General features: G+C 62.7%; 20 protein-coding genes. 11 read left to right on the top strand and 9 right to left on the bottom strand.

The genetic code is table 11. The features are described from left to right. Positions 1–64: 64 nt before the first annotated feature. Complete coding sequence (locus F3J24_RS14305; protein ID WP_167007505.1) at positions 65–958, bottom strand: helix-turn-helix domain-containing protein; 894 nt, start codon at positions 956–958, stop codon at positions 65–67. A 78-nt stretch (positions 959–1,036) separates the two neighbouring features. Here F3J24_RS14305 and F3J24_RS14310 point away from each other — a divergent pair, with 78 nt between their 5' ends. From F3J24_RS14310 to F3J24_RS14320, 3 genes are all read left to right on the top strand, one after another. Continuing rightward, positions 1,037–2,314 carry an MFS transporter gene (locus F3J24_RS14310; RefSeq protein ID WP_167007507.1) on the top strand — a complete coding sequence of 426 codons (1,278 nt, stop codon included), beginning with the start codon at positions 1,037–1,039 and terminating at the stop codon, positions 2,312–2,314. Between the two features lie 214 nt (positions 2,315–2,528). Further along, positions 2,529–3,815, top strand: a complete 1,287-nt coding sequence (locus F3J24_RS14315; RefSeq protein WP_167007510.1) for a M20/M25/M40 family metallo-hydrolase — start codon at positions 2,529–2,531, stop codon at positions 3,813–3,815. A 254-nt stretch (positions 3,816–4,069) separates the two neighbouring features. Next, the gene (locus F3J24_RS14320) at positions 4,070–4,843 is read left to right on the top strand and encodes a class II aldolase/adducin family protein (RefSeq protein ID WP_167007512.1); all 774 of its coding nucleotides are present in this window, start codon (positions 4,070–4,072) and stop codon (positions 4,841–4,843) included. Between the two features lie 64 nt (positions 4,844–4,907). On the opposite strand, the gene F3J24_RS14325 is transcribed toward F3J24_RS14320, so the two are convergent. The 6 genes from F3J24_RS14325 to mnmG all read right to left on the bottom strand — a co-directional run bounded on the left by F3J24_RS14325 (position 4,908) and on the right by mnmG (position 10,616). After that, complete coding sequence (locus F3J24_RS14325) at positions 4,908–5,837, bottom strand: ParB/RepB/Spo0J family partition protein (protein WP_167007515.1); 930 nt, start codon at positions 5,835–5,837, stop codon at positions 4,908–4,910. Between the two features lie 15 nt (positions 5,838–5,852). Further along, a complete protein-coding gene (locus tag F3J24_RS14330; protein WP_167007518.1) occupies positions 5,853–6,401 on the bottom strand; it encodes an alpha/beta hydrolase in 549 nt (182 codons plus the stop codon). A 52-nt stretch (positions 6,402–6,453) separates the two neighbouring features. Further along, the gene (locus tag F3J24_RS14335; protein ID WP_003072073.1) at positions 6,454–7,224 is read right to left on the bottom strand and encodes a ParA family protein; all 771 of its coding nucleotides are present in this window, start codon (positions 7,222–7,224) and stop codon (positions 6,454–6,456) included. A gap of 12 nt (positions 7,225–7,236) precedes the next feature. Further along, on the bottom strand, positions 7,237–7,848 hold the full coding sequence (locus F3J24_RS14340) for a LysE family translocator (RefSeq protein WP_167007528.1): 612 nt from the start codon (positions 7,846–7,848) through the stop codon (positions 7,237–7,239). 144 nt (positions 7,849–7,992) lie between these two features. Next, complete coding sequence (gene rsmG, locus F3J24_RS14345; protein WP_167007530.1) at positions 7,993–8,655, bottom strand: 16S rRNA (guanine(527)-N(7))-methyltransferase RsmG; 663 nt, start codon at positions 8,653–8,655, stop codon at positions 7,993–7,995. Next, positions 8,652–10,616, bottom strand: coding sequence for a tRNA uridine-5-carboxymethylaminomethyl(34) synthesis enzyme MnmG (gene mnmG, locus F3J24_RS14350; RefSeq protein ID WP_167007532.1), 1,965 nt, complete (start codon positions 10,614–10,616; stop codon positions 8,652–8,654). Before mnmG ends, rsmG begins: the two co-directional genes overlap by 4 nt. Before the next feature lie 255 nt (positions 10,617–10,871). On the opposite strand from mnmG, the gene F3J24_RS14355 reads away from it, so the two are divergent. From F3J24_RS14355 to F3J24_RS14365, 3 genes are all read left to right on the top strand, one after another. Further along, entirely contained in the window at positions 10,872–11,447 is a 576-nt protein-coding gene (locus F3J24_RS14355; protein ID WP_167007534.1) for an NADPH-dependent FMN reductase, read from the top strand. A 108-nt stretch (positions 11,448–11,555) separates the two neighbouring features. After that, positions 11,556–12,164 carry a glutathione transferase GstA gene (gstA, locus tag F3J24_RS14360; protein WP_167007536.1) on the top strand — a complete coding sequence of 203 codons (609 nt, stop codon included), beginning with the start codon at positions 11,556–11,558 and terminating at the stop codon, positions 12,162–12,164. A gap of 68 nt (positions 12,165–12,232) precedes the next feature. Next, positions 12,233–13,351, top strand: coding sequence for an alkene reductase (locus tag F3J24_RS14365; RefSeq protein WP_167007538.1), 1,119 nt, complete (start codon positions 12,233–12,235; stop codon positions 13,349–13,351). A 135-nt stretch (positions 13,352–13,486) separates the two neighbouring features. Here the strand turns inward: F3J24_RS14365 and F3J24_RS14370 are convergent, their stop codons facing one another. After that, a complete protein-coding gene (locus tag F3J24_RS14370) occupies positions 13,487–15,175 on the bottom strand; it encodes a methyl-accepting chemotaxis protein (RefSeq protein WP_167007540.1) in 1,689 nt (562 codons plus the stop codon). Positions 15,176–15,448: 273 nt separating this feature from the next. Between F3J24_RS14370 and F3J24_RS14375 the strand changes: the two genes are divergently transcribed. The 3 genes from F3J24_RS14375 (at position 15,449) to F3J24_RS14385 (ending at position 17,580) form a co-directional block, all read left to right on the top strand. Beyond that, a complete protein-coding gene (locus F3J24_RS14375; RefSeq protein ID WP_003059978.1) occupies positions 15,449–15,643 on the top strand; it encodes a heavy-metal-associated domain-containing protein in 195 nt (64 codons plus the stop codon). A 75-nt stretch (positions 15,644–15,718) separates the two neighbouring features. Then, the gene (gene cueR, locus F3J24_RS14380; RefSeq protein WP_167007543.1) at positions 15,719–16,213 is read left to right on the top strand and encodes a Cu(I)-responsive transcriptional regulator; all 495 of its coding nucleotides are present in this window, start codon (positions 15,719–15,721) and stop codon (positions 16,211–16,213) included. Between the two features lie 179 nt (positions 16,214–16,392). Next, positions 16,393–17,580, top strand: coding sequence for an acetyl-CoA C-acyltransferase family protein (locus F3J24_RS14385; protein WP_167007545.1), 1,188 nt, complete (start codon positions 16,393–16,395; stop codon positions 17,578–17,580). Between the two features lie 163 nt (positions 17,581–17,743). On the opposite strand, the gene F3J24_RS14390 is transcribed toward F3J24_RS14385, so the two are convergent. After that, entirely contained in the window at positions 17,744–18,781 is a 1,038-nt protein-coding gene (locus F3J24_RS14390) for a recombination-associated protein RdgC (RefSeq protein ID WP_167007547.1), read from the bottom strand. 259 nt (positions 18,782–19,040) lie between these two features. Here F3J24_RS14390 and F3J24_RS14395 point away from each other — a divergent pair, with 259 nt between their 5' ends. Beyond that, positions 19,041–19,586: a Spy/CpxP family protein refolding chaperone gene (locus F3J24_RS14395; protein WP_167007549.1), complete on the top strand. Its 546-nt coding sequence runs from the start codon at positions 19,041–19,043 to the stop codon at positions 19,584–19,586. Between the two features lie 217 nt (positions 19,587–19,803). Next, complete coding sequence (locus F3J24_RS14400) at positions 19,804–20,367, top strand: acyloxyacyl hydrolase (protein WP_167007552.1); 564 nt, start codon at positions 19,804–19,806, stop codon at positions 20,365–20,367. The last annotated feature ends 133 nt before the right edge of the window (positions 20,368–20,500 follow it).

Consider the following 20,500-nt stretch of genomic DNA (forward strand, 5'->3'; position numbering starts at 1 on the left):
GCCGCCGCAAATATTTTCCGCAGGCCCCCGGAGACGGGGAGAGAAGACCTGCAGCGCTGTCAGATCAATCGCTGGCAGCCGTGACCTTGGTGTGCATGCCGAAGAACTGCGCCGGCGGCATGCCCACGGTGCGGCGCACCATCGCGCTGAAGGCGCTGGGGCTGTAGTCCAGCTCGGCCGCAATGCGCTGAATCGGCCAGTTGCGCGCCGCCAGACTGACGGCATGGGCCAGCACCACCTGCTGACGCCACTGGGTAAAACTGCATTCCAGCTGCTGGCGAAACAGCCGCGCTACGGTACGCGGGCTGGCCCCGGTATCGCGCGCCCAGTCCTCCAGCGTCTCGTTGCGTGTCGGGTCGGCCAGCACGGCCTCGCACAGCAGGCGCAGGCGCTTGTCCTGGGGCAGGTTCACACCGAGCTGCACGGCGCTGGCGCGGCGCAGCTCTTCAAGCAGCAGCTCGCTCAGATGGTGCTCGCGCACCCTGTCTTGCTCGGACAGCTGCAGGCTGTCATCGGGCAGGGTGGGCAGCTCTCGCGCCACGGCACGCAGCAGATCCGAAGCATTGAGCACCCGGCATTGACGCCAGACCGCCTCCTGACCTGGCCCGACATCGGGGCCGCAATGCCCATCGGACTGGAAGAAGTAAAGCGTGCGCAGATCAGCGCTTTCCACCATGGTCACCGTATGCTCCATGCCGGGCGGCACCCACAGCGCACGCGACGGCGGCACGATATAGGTGCCCTGCGCCACTGTCAGGCGGATGGTGCCCGTGGTGGAGATCGCCAGCTGCCCCCAGGGATGACGGTGGGGCCTGACCTGGGTGTCGGCCTCCAGCCAGCGACATTTGGCGCGGACCGGGCGCTGTGCCGTGGGTATGTAGAGATGGGGCGTCAGCGTCTCCACATAGGCGGAGGCCTTGCCTGCACGCAGGGGTCCGGGGTCTTGGAGGCTGGGCATATGGGGTTGGCTGGTTTGCGATAGCAATTGGCAGACTATCGCATACAAGACGAGACCGCTCTGCCTAAGATGCGATATATGAACCGCCCTGCCTCCACAACATCCCAAAACCAGGCGCCAGAGACACTGCGCAGTGACGCGCGCACCATTGGCCTCATCGGCCTGGCCCATGGCTCGTCGCACTTCTTCCACCTGCTGCTGCCGCCGCTGTTCCCCTGGCTGATCCAGGAATTCGGCTACAGCTATGCCGAGCTCAGCGTCATGGTTTCGCTGTTCTTCATCGTCTCTGGCACCGGCCAGGCGCTGGCCGGCTTTGCCGTAGACCGCTTTGGTGCCCGTCCCATCCTGTTTGCCGCCCTCGGCAGCTTTGTCGTGGCCGGCCTGATTGCGAGCACGGCGCAGGGCTACAGCATGCTGCTGGCCGCAGCCTTTTTTGCGGGCCTTGGCAATGCGCCTTTCCACCCCGTGGACTTCACCATTCTCAACAAGCGCGTGTCGCAGCAGCGCATAGGCCATGCGTTCTCGGTGCACGGCCTGTCGGGCAATATCGGCTGGGCGCTGGCGCCGCTGTTCATGGCCGGCATCACCACGGCCACGGGCTCCTGGCGTCTGGCCTGCCTGTGCGGTGCCATCTGCGCCGCCGTGGTGCTGGCCATCATGGTCTTCAACCGAGATGCGCTCGACGACCGTGCCGAAGCTGCTGGCGCTGCCGCCAAGCCAGCCGCCGGTGCCGTTGCCGCCCCTCAGGAACACCCCATGGCCTTCATGAAGCTGCCATCGGTGTGGCTGTGCTTTTCCTTCTTCTTCTGGAGCACCTGCGCGCTCAGCGCCATCCAGAGCTTTGCCAGCCCAGCCCTGCAATCCATGTACGGCCTGCCGCTGTCCGTGACGGCGCTGATCGTCACCGGCTATATGCTGTGCGGCGCTGCAGGCATGGTGGTGGGCGGCTTTCTGGTCGGCCGCGTGCAGCGTCTGGAGAAGGTGATCTCCATCTGCATGCTGGGCTCGGGCCTGCTGCTGTTCGTCGTCGGCACGGGCTGGCTGCCCGGCATGGCGGCCGTGATCGTGGCGTCCATCGCCGGTCTGGGCACGGGTCTGGCCGGTCCCTCGCGCGACATGCTGATCAAGCGCGCAGCGCCCCCTGGCGCCACGGGCCGTGTCTACGGCACGGTGTATTCCGGCCTGGATCTGGGCTTTTGCCTGGCCGCGCCCGTCTTCGGCTACATGCTGGACCACCAGATGACGAACGCCGTGTTCTACGGCTCGGCGATTGCGCTGGTGCTGTCCGTGGTCTCGGCCGTCATCGTCGGCGACGGCGTGAGCAAGAAGACCAAGGCCCATCTGGCCGCGGCCTGAGCAGCAGACGCAACCCATCAAGCCCTGCCTGCGCAAGCAGCAGGGCTTTTTTGTTGCCACGAGAAATCAAGTTACCCTGGTATTTATCCCTAGTCCCTCAGCGCTGAGGCCGCAAACACGGCTGCTAAGCTGAATTCCCCGAGCGGTGCATCAGGCCGCCTTTCCTGCCGTGGCCCTATCCGGGAGCGGCCCGCCCCCTTCTAGGAGAATTTCTATGCGTTGGAACACGCCCTCTGCCCCTTTGCTGCGCGCCATGCCCCTGGCCCTGGTGCTGGCCTTCGGCTCTGCCCAGGCTGCCCCTCAGGCCGAATGGCTGGAGCATGCGAAAAAGGAGCAGCAGCCCTACCTGGATACGCTGCGCGATCTGGTGCATATCGAGTCCGGCAGCAAGGATGTGGCAGGCGTGAAGAAGATTGCCGAATACATTGCCGGCAAGCTGCGCGCGCAGGGCGGCAAGGTCGAGGTGATCGAGCCCAGCGACATCTACCGCCTCGATGACACGCCCGAGAAGGTCGGCCCCATGGTGCATGCCGAATTCAAGGGCAAGGGCAGCAGCCGCATCATGCTGATCGCGCATATGGACACCGTCTATCTGCCCGGCATGCTCAAGGACCAGCCCTTCCGCGTTGACGGCGACAAGGCCTATGGCCTGGGCATTGCCGACGACAAGCAGGGCGTGGCCCTGATCATGCATATCGTGCCCCTGCTCAAGAAGCTGGGCATTGAGGACTACGGCACGCTGACCGTGCTGATCAACGGTGACGAGGAAATCAGCTCGCCCGGAGCACGCAGCACCATCACCCGCCTGGGGGCCGAGCAGGACGCCGTGTTCAGCTTTGAAGGCGGCGGCACCGACGGCAGCCTGCGCCTGGCCACCAGCGGCATCGGCGCCGCCTACCTCAAGGTCACGGGCAAGGCATCGCATGCGGGCGCCAAGCCCGAGGACGGCGTGAATGCACTGTACGAGCTGTCGCACCAGTTGCTGCAGATGAAGGATCTGTCCCAGCCCCAGGACGGCCTCAAGCTCAACTGGACGGTGTCCAAGGCCGGCACCAACCGCAATGTGGTTCCCGCCGAAGCCACGGCCCAGGCCGATGCCCGCGCGCTGCGCGTGGCCGACTTCACGGCGCTGGAAAAAGCCATGCAGGACAAGATCGGCAGCAAGCTGCTCCCCGCCAGCAAGGTGGAGCTGAAGTTCGAGGTGCGCCGCCCGCCGCTGGAAGCCAATGCCACGGCGCGCAAGCTGGCCGCCCACGCCCAGGGCATTTATGAGCAAGAGCTGAAGCTGCCCATGAAGGTCATGGACAAGGCCACGGGCGGCGGCACGGATGCGGCTTTTGCGGCCCTCAAGGCCAAGGGCGGCGTGATTGAGGGCTTCGGCCTGTCGGGCTATGGCGCGCACTCCAACGATGCCGAATACGTGCAGATCAACACCATCGTACCGCGCCTGTATCTGGCTGCCCGCATGATCCAGGACCTGTCGGGCGGTCAGATCAAGTAAGCGCTTTTGATAGCTGCTTGCGTCTGATCTGCTTCGGTTTCCGTAAAGAAGCGATCTGAAAATCAACAGGAGCTTGCGCTGCAAGCTCCTGTTTTTTATTTTCCGGACTCGGGCCAACACCTGCCACGGGCGTTGCCAGCGCACCTGATCCGAACCGGCCTCGTCCGTGTTTCCAGGGTTCTGTCGCCTAGCCAACAGACCGCCGGCGCACGAGTGTCTACATTCATCGGATCAACGATGAAGGAGAGTCGCCCGTGAGCCAAGAACCCTTGAACATCCCCAGCGTGCAGCATCTGGTCAGCCCCGAGGAATGGCAGCTGCGCGTGGACCTGGCCGCCTGCTACCGGCTGGTGGCACTATACGGCTGGAGCGATCTGGTCTTCACCCACATCAGCGCGCGGCTGCCGGGCGCCGAGCACCACTTTCTCATCAACCCCTACGGGCTGATGTTTGACGAGATCACGGCCTCCTCGCTGATCAAGGTGGACCTGGGCTGCAACAAGCTCATGGAGTCGCCCTTCCCCGTGAACCCGGCCGGCTTCGTCATCCACAGCGCCGTGCATGAGGCCCGCGCCGATGCGCAATGCGTGATCCATACCCACACGCGCGCCGGCGTGGCTGTGGCCGCCCAGAAGAACGGCCTGCTGCCCATCAGCCAGCAGAGCACCTTTGTCCTGGGATCCCTGGCCTATCATGTCTACGAAGGCGTGGCCTTTCGCGAGGACGAGAAGCCGCGCCTGCTGGCCGACATGGGCGAGGCCAACTTCCTCATGCTGCGCAACCACGGTCTGCTGACCTGCGGCCCCACGATTGCCGATGCCTTTCTGTCCATGTACGTCTTCGAGTCCGCCTGCCAGATCCAGATCGCGGCCCAGTCCGGGGGCACCGAACTCACCGAGGTCGACCCGCAGATCCTGCAGGGCATCGCCCATGCCATGAAGGTGCAGACCGGCGGAATGGGCGGCCAGTTTGCCTGGCCTGCCCTGCTGCGCAAGCTCGAACGAATCGACCCTGGCTATCGCAGCTGAACGCTGCGCGCGCACAAAAAAAGAGCATCCGTGGATGCTCTTTTCGCTTGCTTGGGCCCAAAAATCAGACTTCGCCGCGCAGCTTTTCGATAAGGCCGTTGAGCTCCTCCAGCGAACCGAACTGGATGGCGATCTCGCCCATTTCCTGCTGCTTGCCGTGGCGGCGTACGGTCTTCTTGATACGCACTTCGACATCGGCGGTGAGCAGGTCGGACAGCTCTTCCTCGATGCGTTTCACGTCGCGCGACTTGCCATCTTTCTTGGCTTTCTGGCGCGTCAGATTGAACTCGGCACCGATCTTCTTGACCAGCGACTCGGCCTCGCGCACCGACATCTTCTTGGCCGCGATCTGGTTGCCTGCCGTGATCTGGGTGGCGCGGTCCAGCGTCAGCAGCGCCCGCGCATGGCCCATGTCGATATCACCGGCCATCAGCATGGTCTGCACGGGCTCGGCCAGATTCAGCAGGCGCAGCAGATTGGTGGCAGCACTGCGCGAGCGGCCCACGGCCTGCGCGGTCTGTTCGTGGGTCAGGCCGAATTCCTTGACCAGCCGGGCCAGGCCCTGCGCCTCTTCCAGCGGATTCAGGTCTTCGCGCTGAATGTTCTCGATCAGCGCCATGGCCGCCGCCGCCTCATCGGGCACCTCGCGCACCAGCACCGGAACCTCCGACAGACCCGCGATATGCGCAGCACGGAAGCGCCGTTCGCCGGCAATGATCTCGTACTTGCCGGCGTTGTCGCCCCGGGAGAGCTGGCGCACCAGAATCGGCTGCATGATGCCCTGGGCCTTGATGCTCTCGGCCAGTTCGTACAAGGCGCCTTCGTCCATGCGGGTGCGCGGCTGGTACTGGCCGGCCACCATCACATTGAGTGCCAGCGTGCTCGGCAGATTGGCCTGAGACCCGCTCGCTGCGACCTGCTCTGCTTCGCTGACCTTGGGGCCCAGCAGGGCTTCCAGACCACGTCCCAGGCCCTTGGGTTTCTTAGTCACCATTGCTGAATTCTTTCTTTAAAGGGAGAGCAGCAGCTCATGCCCGGCTTCCCACAGTCCCAGTCCGCTGGCCGTGTTGATATGGCCTGCGGCACCCGCATTCACAAAACGGCTGCCCCAGCCCTCAGCCATGGTCTGTGCGCGTGCTACAGAGCAGTTGGGGTCGTTCTCGCTGCCCACCAGTATCGACGGGAAGGGCAGCTTTTGCAGCAGCACAGGTGACCAGCCGGGCAAAGCGCCACGCAGGCTTTCCTGCTCCGTATCGCCGGGGGCAACCAGCAAAGCGCCGCGCACCTTGGTTTTCGCGACCTGAGAATGCGCCGCCCACCATGCCACCAGAATACAGCCCAGGCTGTGCGCCACCAGCGTCACGGGGGCGGGTGCGTCGAGCACGGTTTCCTGCAGGCGAATGCTCCAGTCACCACGCAGCGGATGCTGCCAGCTGTGCTGCTCCAGCCGCTGGTAGCCGTACAGGTCCTGCCAGAGACTCTGCCAGTGGCCGGGGTCGGAGTTCTGCCAGCCGGGCAGCAACCAGACATGCTGCGGGTTCAGTGCTTCAGAGGTCATGGTCGTTGGCGATGGCTGGATGGGGGACGGTGAGCTGTTTCACGTGAAACACTCACATTTTCTTGATGCGGCGCACCATCTCTTCGGCGAACTCGACAAAGGCCTTGCTGCCCTTGGCCGAGGCATCGAACACTACGCCAGGCAGACCGTAGCTGGGGGCTTCGGCCAGGCGCACATTGCGCGGGATCACGGTATCGAACACCTTGTCGCCGAAATGCTCCTTGAGCTGGTCGCTGACCTGCTGCTGCAGCGTGGTGCGCGGATCGAACATCACGCGCAGCAGACCGATGATCTGCAGGTCGGGATTCATGTTCGCATGCACCTGCTTGATGGTGTTGACCAGGTCGGTCAGGCCTTCCAGCGCGAAGTACTCGCACTGCATGGGCACGATCACGCCATGCGCCGAGCACAGACCGTTCAGGGTCAGCATGGACAGCGAAGGCGGGCAGTCGATCAGCACGAAGTCATAGTCGGCAGCCACGGCCTGCAGGGCCGTCTTGAGGCGCTCGTTGCGACGCTCCAGCGAGACCAGCTCGATCTCGGCACCCGACAGCTCGCGGTTGGCACCCAGCACGTCATAGCCGACCTGCTCGGACTTCTGGGCTACTTCCTTGATGCTGGCGTTTTCCAGCAGCACGTCGTAGACCGTCAGCTCCAGCGCGCGCTTGTCCACGCCGGAGCCCATGGTGGCATTGCCCTGCGGGTCCAGGTCGATCAGCAGCACACGCTGGCCGACCTTGGCCAGACCGGCGGCAAGATTGACCGTGGTCGTGGTCTTGCCCACTCCACCCTTTTGATTGGCAACGCAGAAAATTTTGGCCATTGAACTTCTCTTTTAGTTGGCGGCCAGCTTGAGGCCAAAACCGATCAGAAACACACCGGCTGTTTTTTCCAGCCACTTCACCACGGCCGGATTGGCACGCAGACGCTCTGCCAGCACCGTGGTCAGCGTCACCACGATGACGCTGTAGATAAAGGTAATTGCCGCCACCGTGGCAGCCATCACGCCAAAGGTAATGGCGCCCTGGTGATTGGCAGGGTCTACGAACATGGGAAAGAACGCCATGTAGAACACGATGGCCTTGGGGTTCATCAAAGTGATCAGAGCACCCTGACGGAAATACTGGCGCGGCTGGATTTCGATGGCCGGTGCATCGCCAAGCCTGGCCGTAAGCAGCTTGTAGCCCAGCCAGGCCAGATAGGCTGCACCCACCCATTGCACGGCGTGGAAGGCCGCCGGATAGGCGGCCAGCACCGCTGCCACACCGGCCACGGCCAACCACATCAGTACCTGGTCGGCAGCCATCACCCCCAGGCAGCATGCAAGGCCCGCTCTCCATCCGCCCTTGCCCGTGGAGGTAATCAAGGCCAGATTGCCTGGTCCAGGGATCAGCAAGAAAACGGTAACGGCGGCTGCAAAAGCGCCGTAATCAGAGATTCCAAACATTCAAACCCTGCGCGATGGAAAACAGCAAGTTTATGCGAGGGCCATGACCGGCGCATCTGCATTGCGCAGATGTTGCCTGACACAGTATGTAAAAAGGCACTTTGTTCCCCTTGGAAACAAAGTGCCTCGACCAAGCTTTACCGCTCAAGAAGCCAGCTTCAACCAGATCACACAGCGCTCCGCATCCAGACCGGGAACCTGCAATGGTTCCACGTGAAACACCTTCACGTCGGCAGGCAGCGCAGCAATTTCCTCATCGGGGTGCTTGCCTTTCATGGCAAACCAGATGCCGTCCTCGGCCAGAGCCTTGCGCGACCAGGTGGTGAAATCCACCAGGGACGCAAAGGCCCGGCAGCTGATGACAGGATAGCGGGTCTTGAGGTTTTCCACCCGATCATGAATGCCGCGCAGATTGGGCAGACGCAAGGAGGCAGCCACCTGCTGGATGAAGGCGGCCTTCTTGCCCACGGTATCCACGCAGTTCACATCGATCTGCGGACAGCAGATGGCAAACACCACACCGGGTAGACCTCCGCCCGAGCCCACGTCCAGCAGCGGCAGGCGCTTGCCCTCTTCCACCGGCAGCTGGTTCACATGCCGCAGCAAGGCGGGCACGGCGGCCAGGCTGTCTAGCAGGTGATGCGTCAGCATCTCCTGGGGATCACGCACCGACGTCAGGTTGTAGACCTTGTTCCACTTCTGCAGCAGATCCATGAAGGACATCAGCAGATCGATCTGGGCCGGGGCCAGCTCCAGCTTCAGTGCCTGGATGCCCTGCTCCAGTTGGGTACGCAAAACCTGGCTCATGCGGAAGCCTCTTCGTTCTGAGTGGCAAAGCCCTTGAAGCCACCTTTTTTCAGATGCACCATGAGCAGCGAGATCGCTGCGGGCGTGACCCCCGAAATACGCGAAGCCTGACCCAGGGTTTCGGGCCTGTGCTTTTGCAGCTTCTGGCGCACCTCGAAGGACAGCGCTGCCACCTGCATATAGTCAAAGTCCAGCGGCAGCCGCAGACGCTCGAAATGCGCAGCACGCTCCACCTCATCCTTCTGGCGGTCGATATAGCCAGAATACTTGGCGGCGATCTCCACCTGCTCGATCACCGGGGCACTAAGTTCACCCAGTGCCTCGGGCTGCACATCGGCACTGGTGTACTTGCCCTGGTTCATACCCATGAGCTTGTCGTAATCCACACCGGGGCGACGCAGAAGGTCGAACAGGTTGTATTCGCGCTCCATGGCCTTGCCCAGCACGCGCTCGGACTCTTCCGCAGCAACGACACGCGGATTCACCCAGGTGGACTTGAGGCGCTCTGTTTCACGTGAAACAGCATCACGCTTGCGGCTGAAGGAATCCCAGCGCACATCGTCGACCAGGCCCATCTGGCGACCCGCTTCGGTCAGGCGCATGTCGGCGTTGTCTTCACGCAGCTGCAGGCGGAACTCGGCGCGGCTGGTGAACATGCGATAGGGCTCGGTCACGCCCTTGGTGATCAGATCGTCAACCAGCACGCCCAGATAGGCTTCGTCACGGCGCGGCATCCAGGGACCTTCGCCACGGCACTGCAGTGCAGCGTTCAGGCCAGCGAACAGGCCCTGGGCTGCAGCCTCCTCGTAGCCGGTCGTGCCATTGATCTGGCCCGCAAAGAACAGGCCTTGGATCTGCTTGGTCTCGAAGCTGCTCTTGAGCGAGCGCGGATCGAAGTAGTCGTACTCGATGGCATAGCCTGGACGCAGGATATGCGCGTTCTCCAGCCCTTTCATGCTGCGCACCAGCTCGTACTGAATGTCGAACGGCAGGCTGGTGGAGATCCCGTTGGGGTAGAACTCGTGCGTGGTCAGGCCTTCGGGCTCGAGGAAGATCTGGTGGCTTTCCTTGTCCGCAAAGCGGTTGATCTTGTCTTCCACGCTGGGGCAGTAACGCGGACCCACGCCTTCGATCTTGCCGGTGAACATGGGGCTGCGATCAAAGCCGCTGCGGATGATCTCGTGCGTGCGCGCATTGGTGTGCGTGATCCAGCAAGGCATTTGCCGGGGATGCATGGCACGGTTGCCCATGAAGCTGAACACGGGCACTTCACCCTCGTTCACGCCGCCAGGCATGCCGTCGCCAGGTTGCTCCTCGCACTGGCTGAAGTCGATGCTGCGGCCGTCGATGCGCGGCGGCGTGCCGGTCTTCAGACGGCCCTGAGGCAGCTGGAGCTCCTTCAGGCGTGCCGACAGGCTCACGGCCGGAGGATCGCCCGCACGGCCAGCTGCATAGTTGTTCAGGCCCACATGGATTTTTCCGTCGAGGAAAGTGCCCGCGGTCAGCACCACGGTGCGGCTGCGGAACTTGAGGCCCACCTGGGTGACGGCACCGACCACGCGGTCGCCCTCCACCATCAGATCATCCACGGCCTGCTGGAAGAGCCAGAGATTGGGCTGGTTTTCCAGCATCTCGCGAATCGCGGCCTTGTACAGAATGCGGTCGGCCTGGGCACGCGTGGCACGCACGGCCGGGCCCTTGGAGCTGTTCAGGATGCGGAACTGGATGCCGCCCTTGTCGGTCGCCAAGGCCATGGCACCGCCCAGGGCATCAACCTCCTTGACCAGGTGGCCCTTGCCGATGCCGCCGATGCTGGGATTGCAGCTCATCTGCCCCAGGGTTTCGATATTGTGGGTCAGCAGCAATGTCTTGCTGCCCATGCGTGCAGCGGCCAACGCGGCCTCGGTGCCGGCGTGGCCGCCACCGACCACGATCACGTCAAATTCCTGTGGGTACAACATATTTCTGCTCCGGGCCAAGCCCGGCCCTTGCCCCTGCACGAGGCAACCATGCCTCGGCTCTCATGGCAGGCGGACATGTTTTCGCGCCATGTCCAGCCCTGCGGGGAACCTGCAATTTTCCCACCATTGGCGCAACAATGCCTTGACAGGGGGGTTTCACGTGAAACATGGCAGCCAGAGCCAGGGCCTAGATGTTTGCCCTGATGGCCCTGCCTACGCATGAAAAATGCAATCGCTCTGTGCTGCAATGACTGCATGCAAATCCTCATTTTTGCGGGCAGCACCCGCCAAGACTCCTACAACCGCAAGCTGGCCACGGTGGCCGCCTCCATCACCCGGCAGCAAGGTGCAGAGCCCAGCCTGCTGGAGTTGTCGGACTACGACATCCCGCTCTACAACGCCGACCTCGAAGCGCAGGGCACACCTGCCGATGTCATTCGCCTCAAGCAGGCCATGCACAGCCATGCAGCCTGGATTGTCTGCAGCCCCGAGTACAACGGCAGCTACCCTGCCCTGCTCAAGAACGCGATCGACTGGGCCTCCAGCCCGGTCAAGGGCGACGCGCAGTGGTCCGATGGCGTCCTGCCCTTTCGCAACAAGGTCGTCGGCATGGCCAGTGCCTCGCCTGGCGGTCTTGGCGGACTGAGAGCGCAGTCACACCTCGCTGCGCTGCTATTGAATCTGGAATGCTGGGTGGCACCGCGCAGCCATGCCGTGAGCCATGCGGGCGAGGCCTTCGATGCCCAGGGTCATCTGGTGCGCGCACAGAACCAGCAAGGCATGGAGGCATTGGTGCAGCAGGTGCTGTGGGCTGCGGGGCGCCTGGGCTGAGCAATCCCCCACGGATACGGACTACTTGCTGTCGACTGCGTATGCATATGACATGCAACCGGTTTAGCATGGGCGCTTGTCTTTTCATTGCATAGAGAGCCACTCACCATGAAGCTTTACTACAGCCCCGGCGCCTGCTCCCTGTCTCCGCACATCGTGCTGCACGAAGCAGAGCTGCAGCATGAAACCGTGATGGTCAGCACCAAGAGCCACAAGCTCCAGGATGGAACGGATTACTACGGCATCAATCCGTTGGGCTATGTGCCCTTTCTGGTGCTGGACAGCGGCGACACCTTGCGCGAAGGTCCTGCCATTGTTCAATACCTGGCCGACCTGGCCCCGGAGAAAAACCTGGCGCCTGCCAACGGCACCGTGGCCCGCTACCACCTGCAGGAATGGCTGAACTTCATCGGCACCGAGGTGCACAAGGGCTTCGGCCCCTTGTTCAACCCGGCAACGCCGGAAGACTACAAGCCCTTGGCGCGCGCCAATCTGATCAAGCGCCTGAGCTGGGTCAATGAACAGCTCGCCAACAAGACCTATCTGATGGGCGACCAGTTCACCGTGGCCGATGCCTACTTTTTCACGGTCACGGGCTGGGCCCAGTTTGTGGGCCTGGACATCTCCGAACTCCAGCATATTCAGGCCTACCGCGAGCGCATTCTGGCGCGTCCCGCCGTGCAGGCCGCCATGAAGGCAGAAGGCTTGCTGAAGTAAGTTTTTTGACACCCATGCAAACTCAAAAGCTCGGTACCCGCCGAGCTTTTTTTCATCTGGAGTTCTGCATGACCTCATTGTTCGACCCGATTGAAGCGGGCAGCCTGCACCTGCCCAACCGCATTGCCATGGCCCCGCTGACGCGCAACCGTGCACCCGACGCGGTCCCCACGCCGCTGATGCAGACCTACTACGTCCAGCGCGCCTCTGCCGGGCTGCTGATCAGCGAAGGCACGGCCATCAGCCACCAGGGACAAGGCTATGCCGATGTACCCGGTCTCTATGGACAGGAGCAGTTGCAGGCCTGGAAGAAAGTCACCGATGCCGTGCATGCCAAGGGCGGGCGAATCGTCACGCAGCTCTGGCATGTGGGCCGCATCTCCCATACCGTGCTGCAGCCCGACCTGCAGGCGCCCGTCGCACCCTCGGCACTGACGGCCCGCTCCAAGACCTTTGTGATCGACCGCGAGACGGGACAAGGCCAGTTCGTCGCCACCTCGGCGCCGCGTGCACTCGAGCAGCAGGAGCTGCCGGATATCGTTCGCAGCTTCGCCACCGCAGCGCGCGAGGCCGTACAGTCGGCAGGTTTCGATGGCGTGGAACTGCATGCTGCCAATGGCTATCTGCTCGATCAGTTCCTCAAGACCGGCACCAACCAGCGCAGCGACGACTACGGCGGCAGCATCGAGAACCGTGCCCGTCTGGTGCTGGAATGCGTGCGCTCCGTGGCCGATGCCATCGGTGCCAGCAAGGTCGGCATCCGCATCTCTCCGGTCACGCCAGCCAACGACATCGTGGACGCAGACCCGCAGGCGCTGTTCGAGTATCTGGTGCGCCAGCTCGCGCAGTTGGGCCTGTCCTATATCCATGTGATCGAAGGCGCAACGGGCGGTCCGCGCGAGCTTGCAGATCGCCCCTTCGACTATCAGGCACTCAAGCAGGCCTATCGCTCTGCGGGCGGCAAGGGCGCCTGGATGGTCAACAACGGCTATGACCGCGAGCTGGCCATGCGCGCCGTGGAAAGCGGCTATGCCGATGTCGTGGCCTTCGGCAAGGCCTATATCTCCAACCCCGACCTGGTGCACCGCCTGCACGACGACCTGCCGCTCAATGCCTGGAACAGCGAACGCTTCTACGGGGGCGGTGCCGACGGCTATACCGACTACCCTGCACTCGCCAGCCAGTAAGCAATCCATCCGGCTGCGGCCCGTCTCCGATCGCGCCTGCAGCCATTGCGTGAAAAACAAAAAGCCCGGTGCATCGCTGCAACCGGGCTTTTTTGACGGAGCAAGCCGCTTAGAACGCGCTTACGCTCTGAAGGCTCAGGCCTGTTCGAGCAACTGCTGCTTCTGGCCGGGCAAGGCCGCCTGAGCGGAAGCCAGTGCCGCCGGCGCCATGCCGGGATGAGCCGCAGCCCTGGGGCTGCGCTGGGCGGCATGCAGCGCGCCGCCGGCCAGCTTGAACTGGCTGACCAGCTGGGCCAGCCGCGCCGCCTGCTCGCGTAGCGACTCGGCGGCGGCAGCCGACTCTTCCACCAGGGCCGCGTTCTGCTGGGTCATGCGGTCGATGTCGCCCACCGCCTGGTTGACCTGGCTGATGCCCAGCGACTGCTCGCTGGATGCCGCCGTGATCTCACCGATGATGTCACCCACACGCTGTGCGCTGTCCACGGTCTCCTGCATGGCCTTGCCGGCACTTTCCACCTGACGCGCGCCCACATCCACGGTCTGCACGCTGGTGTTGATCAGCGATTTGATCTCGTTGGCGGCCTGGGCCGAACGTTGGGCCAGGCTGCGCACCTCCGCCGCCACCACGGCAAAACCACGTCCCTGCTCGCCCGCACGGGCCGCTTCCACGGCCGCATTCAGCGCCAGGATATTGGTCTGGAAAGCGATGGAATCGATCAGGCCGATGATGTCGCCGATCTTGCGGCTGGAGGCCGAGATCTCCTGCATGCTGTTGACGGCCTGGCCGACGATCTCGCCGCCCTGCACGGCCGTCGAAGAGGCCGAGGCTGCCAGCTGGTTGGCCAGCTGCGACGACGATGCGGTCTGCTGCACCGTGGCCGTCAGCTGGGCCAGCGACGCGACGGTTTCCTGCAGATTGCTGGCCGTCTGTTCGGTACGCGCAGACAGGTCCTGGTTGCCCGTGGCAATTTCCTGGCTGGCCGTGGCGATGTTGCCGCTGGCATCGCGCACCTGGGCCACCGTGGTGCCCAGCGACTGCTGCATCTGATCCAGCGCGCGCTGCAGATCCGTCAGCTCGTCCTTGCCGCTGACCTCGGCCTTGAGCGACAGATCGCCGCCAGCAATCGTCAGTGCCATCTGGCGGGCCACTTCAAGCGGGCGGCAGATGGACAGCATATTGAGCAAGGTCAGCGGAATCACCACCACCAGCGCCAGGATCACGGCCACCACAAACATCCAGCGTGTCTGGTCGGCCACGTCGCGCTCGGCCGCAGCCAGTGCGTCGGCCTGCTCGCGCAGCAGCTTGTCCAGTTGCGCCAGCAGCTTGTCGACTTCAATGATTTCGGCCAGGGCCTTTCCGCTCATGCGGTTGGCCGTGGTCGCCGAGTCATAGCCGCCGGCTTCCAGCTGACGCGCAACGGGCTCGAACAGCTTTCGATAGCTGTCGAGGTGGCCAATGATGCTCTTGGCCAGCTGCGCATCCTGCGCGTTCTGGTCGGTCACGAACTTGCCCAGCGTTGCCTTGGACTTGTCGATGTTCGTGACCCATTGCTGATAGGCCTTGCGCACCTCTTCAGGCTTTTCGTACTGGATGACCATGTCCTTCTCGCTGGAGCGGACGCCACCCAGCTCGGTGCGCAGTTGCGCCATATGGCCCGATTTGACAAAGGCGTTGCTCAGAAACTCCTGGCTCATGTCCTGGATGCGGAACATGCCCAGCATCCCTGCGCCCCCCAGCAAACCCAGCAGCACCATCACCACACCAATGGCGCCCATCATGCGCGTGCGGATGGTGAAGCCCCGCATCATTTCCAACAGACTCATGAATCTCTCTCCACTTTGAACGACTGGCATTGTCGGGCCAGAACTTGCAAATTGTTTCAGATTGTCACCGACGCCGAGAAAAACCCGCGACTGCGATGCCCAAGCCATGGCGATCTGCAAGATGACAACGTCTTATCGGCAGACTTTGCGGCTTTTCAACCCTGCCCGGACCCAAGTCTTGTCAAAGGCTTGACCTTGTCATGATGTTAGGGTTGACCATTCAAGGCATCGAGTCCGCCAGCCCGGTCGACTCACTTTCTGAAGGAGCCATCCATGCAACAAGTTTTTGAAGTTCAAGGCATGACCTGCGGCCACTGCGAGCGTGCCGTCAGCAACGCCATCCAGGGCGTCGATGCCCAGGCACAGATCAAGATCGACCGCGCCGCCAACCGCGTGGAAGTCGAAACCGGCGCCAGCCGCGAAGCCGTGGCGGCGGCCATTGCCGAAGAAGGCTACAAGGTCGCCTGAACGCTGCCCACCCACCGCGCCAGCACCTCACGCAAGGCATCAGAAGGCCGCTGGCGCGTTTTTTCAGGACTAGCCATGCCAACCCACCCACCGACACAAAAAATCGCTCAGAACTGGCCTGTCGTCATCGGCGAGGCCGCGCGCCGCGCCGGGGTCTCTGCGCGCATGGTGCGTCACTACGAAGCGCTGGGCCTGCTACCGCCCGTGCACCGCACCGACAGCGGCTATCGTCAGTACACCGAAGCCGATGTGCATGCGCTGCGCTTCATCCGTCGTGGGCGCGATCTGGGCTTTTCCATGGACGAGATCGCCACCCTGCTCGGCCTGTGGCAGGACCAGGGCCGCGCCAGCAGCCAGGTCAAGGCCATTGCGCAAAAGCACATCGCCACGCTGACCGAGCGCATTGCCGCCATGCAGTCCATGCAGCGCACGCTGCAGACGCTGGTGCATTGCTGCCACGGCGACGACAGGCCGGACTGCCCCATCCTCGACGACCTGGCCAGCGCCGACACCGACCTGACGCCGACGCACCATGAACCCACGGCGCCCAGGCGCAGGACAGCGGCCTGAGACGGTTTGCGGGTTTCACGTGAAACCCTCGTGGCCCCATGAGGACAGCGTCAACAACGAGACATGTTGCACTGCAGCAAATACTGCAGAATACTCTGTGCGATGAATGCGGTTGCTCTCATTCATCCTTTCAAATCATTCAAGCACAAGCATTGCCGACGCGATGCAGGAGACAAACCATGAGCACCAGAGACATCTTCGTTGTCAGCGCCGCGCGCACGGCCATCGGCACTTTTGGCGGCAGCCTCAAGGACGTTCCCAACGCCCAGTTGGCCACCACCGTGGTCAAGGCCGCCATTGCGCGTGCTGGTATCGCCGCCGACACAGTGGGCCATGTGGTGATGGGCAACGTGATCCCCACCGACACACGCGATGCCTACCTGTCACGCGTGGCGGCCGTGGACGCTGGTTGTTCCATCGAAACCCCCGCCTACAACGTCAACCGCCTGTGCGGCTCGGGCCTGCAAGCCATCGTCTCGGCGGCGCAATCCATTGCGCTGGGCGACTGCGAAGTGGCGATCGGCGCCGGCTCCGAATCCATGAGCCGCGGCCCCTACTTCGACATGGCCTCGCGCTGGGGCGCACGCATGGGCGACGCGAAAAGCATCGACTATATGCTGGGCATCCTGCACGATCCCTGGCAAAAAATGCATATGGGCATCACCGCTGAAAACGTGGCCGAGCGCTACAAGATCAGCCGCGTGATGCAGGACGAGCTGGCGGTCATCAGCCAGCAGCGCGCCGCTGCCGCCATCGAGGCCGGCCGCTTCAAGGAACAGATCGTTCCCGTGGAAATTGCCAGCCGCAAGGGCGTGGTGCTGTTCGACACCGACGAACATGTGCGCGCCGCCACCACGCTGGACACCCTGGCCGGCATGAAGCCCGCTTTCAAGAAAGATGGCGGCACGGTCACTGCCGGCAACGCCTCCGGCATCAACGACGGCGCGGCTGCCGTGCTGATGATGAGCGAGCAGGCGCTGAAGTCTTCCGGTGCCAAGCCCATTGCCCGCCTGGTCGACTACGCCCACGCCGGCGTCGATCCCGCATACATGGGCATCGGCCCGGTACCCGCCACGCAGAAGGTGCTGGCACGCACCGGTCTGAAGATCGAGCAGATGGACGTGATCGAAGCCAACGAAGCCTTCGCCGCCCAGGCCTGCGCCGTGATTCAGGAGCTCGCTCTGGACCCTGCCAAGGTCAACCCCAACGGCTCCGGCATCTCCCTGGGTCACCCCGTGGGTGCCACCGGCGCCATCATCACCACCAAGGCCTTGTACGAGTTGCAGCGCACCGGCGGCCGCTATGCGCTGGTGACCATGTGCATCGGCGGCGGCCAGGGTATCGCCGCGATTTTCGAGCGCGTCTGATATCGCGTTTCAGGGCACCTGAAGCGCCCATGCAAAAGGCCTGCCGGATCACTCTGGCAGGCCTTTTTTGATAGCTTCTAGCGCTTGCTGTCAGTTGATTTCAGCATCAATAAATACTGAAATCCTGGATTGAAAAGCGCAAGCAGCTACATCATCCATAGCATCAGAACGGCGCCTCTTCAGGGGCGCTATCGGCGGGTGCCGTGGCCGGGCCGGTGAACGTGCCCTGACCGCGTCCCTGTGCCAGACGCACGGGCAGAGTCTCTGCCGCAGGCGCCGACGACAGCGATGCCGGCAGGCCGTCGCCCAGACCCGTGCGCCCTTCCCCACCCAGCGCCTCGATCAGATCGGGAATCAGGCGCGACAGCTCGCCCGTGGCAATCGTCACATCGGTATCGAAACCGCCGTCATCCTGGGACTGGCCATCCATCACCGCATCGAGCAGCGCGATCTTCTTGATCTGCAAACCTTCGCTGAGCACAAAGCTCACGCGGTCATCCCAGGTCATGGCCAGCTTGGTCGGCAGCTTGCCATGCTCGATATGCTGGCGCACCTCGTCGATATCGAGCGGATGGCGTGCATAACGCACCACGGCCTTGGACTCATCGGCGGCCTTGAGCTCGCACTCGCGGTCGATGGAAAAACCAGCGGGCGGCTCCTGCGTCATCAGCCAGTGCGCCATGGCTGCCTGCGGACTGGTCTGCGTATCCAGCAGCGCTAACGCAAAGCCCGGCAGACCTTCGACCAGCAGCGTCACGATCTCGTCGGCACGACCTTGCGCACTGGTATCAAGCACCAGCGTGCGCGCCTGCGGATCGATCCAGACCCACATGCTGCCCTGCTTGGTGAAGGCCATGGGCAACAGGTCCAGCTTGGCCTCGTCCTTGAGCTCCTTCTTCTCCTTCTTGCCGGGCTTGCGGCCCTCGGTCTTTTCGATGTGCTCAGCCTTCTCGTTGACCTTGCGGTTGAGCACGCTGGCCGGCAGCATCTTGGACTCGCTCATGAAGCGCATCACCCATTGACCGGCCACGCTTTCCGCCAGCGGGCCATGGGGCTCGCCGCGCGGCGGCACCCAGCCCACAGAGCGCTCCTGGGTCGCGCCGCACTCCTCAAACACCGTCTTTTGCAGTGCATCTTCCAGCAGCTGCAGATCGCCCTGCCAGCTCTCGGCAATGCGATAAACAATCATGTTCTTGAACATCAAAAACCTTTGCTAAACCTTCAATCGTCGCCAGCTCCTGCAGCTGGATCTCGCGGAAAAAAATCGGCCGCCAACGCAGCCCATGCATCCATTGTTGCGCAGTCGCAGCCACTCAAACTTATCAATACTTTACAGAGCGGCTGCAAAACCTCACGTCTCAGAAACATGGGGGGTCCACACTTCAGTCATCCGCTACCGAATGCCCATTCAGGAGCAAGACCAGGCGGCCTCTTCCACTTTCACAGAAAAGGAAACAGACATGACCCGCTTTCGCCAGACACTGACCGGCGCCGCCGTGGCAACCGCCCTGCTCGCCTCGCTGAGCCTGCCCAGCTTTGCCCAGACAGGCCCCGCAGAGCAGCCTGCAGCCGCCCAGAAAGCACCCGACTCGCACAAACACCAGCGTGGTGACAAGCGCGGCGACCGCATGGAGCATATGAAGCAGCGCATGGAAAAACTCAAGGCCGACCTGAAGCTGACGCCTGCACAGGAAGCCGCCTGGACCACCTACACCCAGGCCATGAAGCCCGGCGAACGCCCTGCCCGCGGCGACCGCGAAGCCTTTGCCAAGCTGACCACACCCGAGCGCATCGACAAGATGCGTGAAATGCGCGGCAAGCACATGGCCGAGATGGACCGCCGCGCCGAAGCCACCAAGGCCTTCTACGCCCAGCTTAATGCCGAGCAGAAAAAGACCTTCGATGCAGCCACCCTGCGCATGCATCATCCGCATGGCCCCCATGGTCACCATGGCGGCAAACCCGGTCAGGATCGCCCTGCAGCCCCTGCCCCGGCAGCCAAATAAGCCGGCTTCCATCACCATCCCATCCAAGCCCCCGGTCATGATGACCGGGGGCTTTTTTACATTTCGATGTCAATTGGCTGACTACCAACGCAAGCGCTTGCCGACAGCGCATCTATTCACAAGCTTTTAGATTCATATCCACAGAGGGAGCGAAATCAAGGCATTGTCATAGCATCGATATCGCGACCAGATTCCAAGCATTTAGATGGCAATTGACATGAAAAAACTGCAATTAGCAACAAATCTTGTAGTCCCTATGCTGATCAGCCTGGCAAGTCCCATGCTTCATGCACAGCCTGTGCAATCCTCGACCAGCGCCCTCTATCTGCAATACGGCTCGGCAGAGCACGGCACCGACAGCTGGGCGGGCGGCATCATGCTCCCCTGGAACTGGAGCTACGCCCTGGGCCCGGGACGGATGACGGGTTACTGGGATCTCTCGGTCAGCCGCTGGTCCTCCGACTACCAGGGCGGCAATCGCTCGACCTGGGTTCTGGGAGCACAACCCACATTGCGCTGGCGCCCCGCACAAGGCCTGTCGCCCTGGTTCCTGCAAGCCGGACTGGGTCTGAGCTATGCCACCAATCACCGCTACATCAGCGACCACAAGGAATTCTCGACCCGTTACAACTTTGCCAGCCATATCGGCATCGGCTACCTGTTTGGCGAGCAACTGAAAAACGAAATCAGTCTGCGCTTTGAGCACCACTCCAATGCAGGCATCAAGCGCCCCAACCCGGGAGAGAACTTTCTTCAGCTGCGATACGCACGCCACTTCTGAATTTTTGAGCCCGCGATATCGGGACCGACCAGGCCGCCCAACGGGCGGCTTTTTTCATGTTTTGCAGCGACCACGAAAGCTGTGAATAAACATGGTGATAAAGCGCGATGAATTTTTCTGTTTTCCACAACCA

This window comes from Comamonas sp. Tr-654 (assembly GCF_011752915.1).
In the GTDB taxonomy this organism is placed as follows: domain Bacteria; phylum Pseudomonadota; class Gammaproteobacteria; order Burkholderiales; family Burkholderiaceae_C; genus Comamonas.

Bases quoted from the DNA above. Each gene is read 5' to 3' on its own strand.
- mnmG (WP_167007532.1), bottom strand. From the start codon at position 10,616: ATGTTGTACCCACAGGAATTTGACGTGATCGTGGTCGGTGGCGGCCAC.
- F3J24_RS14355 (WP_167007534.1), top strand. From the start codon at position 10,872: ATGCAAATCCTCATTTTTGCGGGCAGCACCCGCCAAGACTCCTACAAC.
- F3J24_RS14370 (WP_167007540.1), bottom strand. From the start codon at position 15,175: ATGAGTCTGTTGGAAATGATGCGGGGCTTCACCATCCGCACGCGCATG.
- gstA (WP_167007536.1), top strand. From the start codon at position 11,556: ATGAAGCTTTACTACAGCCCCGGCGCCTGCTCCCTGTCTCCGCACATC.
- F3J24_RS14390 (WP_167007547.1), bottom strand. From the start codon at position 18,781: ATGTTCAAGAACATGATTGTTTATCGCATTGCCGAGAGCTGGCAGGGC.
- F3J24_RS14340 (WP_167007528.1), bottom strand. From the start codon at position 7,848: ATGTTTGGAATCTCTGATTACGGCGCTTTTGCAGCCGCCGTTACCGTT.
- F3J24_RS14395 (WP_167007549.1), top strand. From the start codon at position 19,041: ATGACCCGCTTTCGCCAGACACTGACCGGCGCCGCCGTGGCAACCGCC.
- F3J24_RS14400 (WP_167007552.1), top strand. From the start codon at position 19,804: ATGAAAAAACTGCAATTAGCAACAAATCTTGTAGTCCCTATGCTGATC.
- F3J24_RS14315 (WP_167007510.1), top strand. From the start codon at position 2,529: ATGCGTTGGAACACGCCCTCTGCCCCTTTGCTGCGCGCCATGCCCCTG.
- F3J24_RS14375 (WP_003059978.1), top strand. From the start codon at position 15,449: ATGCAACAAGTTTTTGAAGTTCAAGGCATGACCTGCGGCCACTGCGAG.
- F3J24_RS14365 (WP_167007538.1), top strand. From the start codon at position 12,233: ATGACCTCATTGTTCGACCCGATTGAAGCGGGCAGCCTGCACCTGCCC.
- rsmG (WP_167007530.1), bottom strand. From the start codon at position 8,655: ATGAGCCAGGTTTTGCGTACCCAACTGGAGCAGGGCATCCAGGCACTG.
- F3J24_RS14330 (WP_167007518.1), bottom strand. From the start codon at position 6,401: ATGACCTCTGAAGCACTGAACCCGCAGCATGTCTGGTTGCTGCCCGGC.
- F3J24_RS14305 (WP_167007505.1), bottom strand. From the start codon at position 958: ATGCCCAGCCTCCAAGACCCCGGACCCCTGCGTGCAGGCAAGGCCTCC.
- F3J24_RS14385 (WP_167007545.1), top strand. From the start codon at position 16,393: ATGAGCACCAGAGACATCTTCGTTGTCAGCGCCGCGCGCACGGCCATC.
- F3J24_RS14310 (WP_167007507.1), top strand. From the start codon at position 1,037: ATGAACCGCCCTGCCTCCACAACATCCCAAAACCAGGCGCCAGAGACA.
- cueR (WP_167007543.1), top strand. From the start codon at position 15,719: ATGCCAACCCACCCACCGACACAAAAAATCGCTCAGAACTGGCCTGTC.
- F3J24_RS14335 (WP_003072073.1), bottom strand. From the start codon at position 7,224: ATGGCCAAAATTTTCTGCGTTGCCAATCAAAAGGGTGGAGTGGGCAAG.
- F3J24_RS14325 (WP_167007515.1), bottom strand. From the start codon at position 5,837: ATGGTGACTAAGAAACCCAAGGGCCTGGGACGTGGTCTGGAAGCCCTG.